Source organism: Pseudoalteromonas rubra, from assembly GCF_000238295.3.
Taxonomy (GTDB): domain Bacteria; phylum Pseudomonadota; class Gammaproteobacteria; order Enterobacterales; family Alteromonadaceae; genus Pseudoalteromonas; species Pseudoalteromonas rubra.
In genome coordinates, this window is the sequence record NZ_AHCD03000022.1 from 1 (window position 1) to 2,690 (window position 2,690).

The window sequence follows — 2,690 nt, forward strand, 5'->3', positions numbered from 1 at the left end:
TTACTGTATCTTAGTTTGAGCAACCCCATGGTGGGGTAGACGTGTAAAGGCAGATTAATGTCACCAGCAATTAAGACAAACTGCTTGGGCGACTGAATATAGATATTTCCCGAGCTATCCTCATAGACACTGGGCGACTGTGCAACACTCGCCTGTGCCAGTGAGGAAAACAGAAATAACAAGCTTATTATTTGTATTATCGTTTTCATATTTTCCAAAATCCCTGACTGGTTTTATTTACCTTAAAGAGCCTTAGCGCAACAAAAGACAATCTCTCTGAACAAAATTCAGGCTGAGATTATACCTAAACCGGGAAAATGAACAAATGATTAATATGAGAAACAATATATTATATTATTTGATAACTGATAGACACTGAGCCTACTTTGTCAAAGACAGAAAAACAAAAGAACGCTTGTTGACCAACCGCAAAACTTATTGGCACCCTTGATTACAATACTCATTATAAAAGCGCTCAGCTCATTCGCACGTCAATTTAGAACAGGCACCATAGGAGTCTCAGAAGAGCTAAGCTCAGGTGCAACTCCGCCATAAATTGCGCCGGCTCTTGGGCCCTAAGCACAAGCAAGCGTAGAGTGTGAGTTAAGCATGTTCTTGTCCAGTTTGGGTTAAGTACGGCACTTATTTGTGAGGTTACAGGACCAGATCGAAGTGTCTATTAATACACACACGAACAGCCACCAATTGATGAGATAATCGATGCGTTGTTGTTACTTGTAGAGCGTCACCCTCGCTGGAGATTGTCTAAGCTTTTTAAACGGCTGCGACATCAGGGCAAAACATGGAACAAAAAATGTGTTGAGCGAGTTTACAATATGCTAAAACTCAACTTGATGCGAAAAGGAAAACGCCGTGTTCCTGCTCCGTAGCCCAAAGCCATGGAGTACGCTGGAAAAGTACAATGATTATTAGTCCATGGATTTCATGAGCAACACTTTAAACTTCAAACATCGCTTCAAAACATTAAATAGAACACACGAGATAACGAAAGTTCGCTATCTCGTGGCTCCATTCACTTGACACCACAAAAGCGTTCATGGATGTTTTTAGCTATCACACTTAGTCAGTTTGCGGTTATCACGACGAAGGCTGAAAATTAAGTAAGAAACAATTAGATCTCTATCTACTAATTGCCACATATAAACTCAATACAGCCTATTCCTCAGTCTAAAAACCCTAAATTACCAAGTATCGCTATAACAGCTCCTGAGACGCAAACAATCCCCCCTATGACAACACTTAGTCGATATGGGATACATACATGTGATGCATAATTGCCTTTAATATAGGAAAAATACAATATCGCAGTGCCTGTAAAGACAAGTAAAAATATTAAAAAGCTACTTTTTACTGTTGCGATAAGTGTGACAACATTTAATGCAAAGACACTCCACCCAGCAAAGAGCATTAGATTTCTATTAGTCTTCATATTGCTCATAACTCCCTTTCCAGGTATCGAATCTCACCGCCGGTAGTGCAACACCCTCAATCTGTGGTGTACCAACAACGAATTGGTGCCTAAATGGTAGATACTCACTATGAATATTGAAATCCCATCTAAGTTCAAGGCTTCCATAATTCATCTTATACAATCTAATATTTAGATATTTTGCCTGCGCACCACACCCCAGGTAAGAAGCACCAACAGAACTCATCATATTGTTGATGATAGGACTACCGTCATATTTGTAGCCTTTTTCTATCATCTCATCGACTGTGGATTCAAATTTGGCTATTAACCTTTGCTTATCTCTCTCGTATTTTTGTTCAATTTCCTTTCTTTCTTGCTCTACTTTTCCACCCTTTTCAGCATTGTACCACCACTGCATGGCAGAAGTGACTGCACCATTCGCGAACTTACCTCCGGTGAGTTCAGAGACCGTGCCTCCAACGAGCCCAGCAATGATAGTCCGGGTATAGGCATTACCAAAGTTTGTGGTCTTAGGGTTCATAAACCCTTTCATACTCGCCGTCACCATAGAGCTGACAAAACCGTGACCAAATTTGCCCCCTTGTAGGACAGAGGTGATCCCCCCAACCATCGCATGAGAAGCAACATTCGCGACCGCAGTTAAGCCTCCCGCTTCAAAAGGTAACGCGCCTCCAATCACTTCAGAAACACCAATGGTCACGCTGGAGATCACATAGGCCTTGAGTGCTGCACCAAAACTCCCCGTTACCGCATAGGTTTTCAGCCCCTGATATAACGGCAATGCCCAGGGCGCATATATCCCCAACGCAATACTGACCGCCGCATCCAGAATGGGGATCTTCGCAATGGCCTTGAGCAGTGAGCTCAGCCCCGTGATCTTCATTAACTTCTTCAGGAAGTAACCACTCGGGTCGTTGTAAGTCAAAGGGTTATTCAGCACATAGCTGTAACGGTTATGGCTTTGCGTTAAATCCGGGAACTGAACAAACGGATCCGCCTGTAAGAATCGACCCAGATTGGCATCATAGATACGCCCGTTCATATGTATGACCTCGAGCTGATCTACCTGCTCGTGCCCGGTAAAGGCCCGCATCTGTGTCAGTGGTAACAGGCTGCTGCCCATTTCAGAAGCCGCATACACCCGCTGCTGTTTACCCCAAGGGTCGTAAATATACTGTGCAATCGCACTGCCGCTGTCATTGGTCACCAGCACCGTTGAGCCCAGCATATCGCTGTG

Annotated in this window: 2 protein-coding genes; both read right to left on the bottom strand. The window is 43.5% G+C overall.

The annotated features are described in order from the left end of the window. Positions 1-209, bottom strand: a 209-nt coding sequence (locus PRUB_RS02630; protein ID WP_021032857.1) for a hypothetical protein, incomplete at its 3' end; no start/stop codon positions are given. 1,230 nt (positions 210-1,439) lie between these two features. Continuing rightward, positions 1,440-2,690, bottom strand: a 1,251-nt coding sequence (locus tag PRUB_RS02635) for an RHS repeat domain-containing protein (RefSeq protein ID WP_198452307.1), incomplete at its 5' end; no start/stop codon positions are given.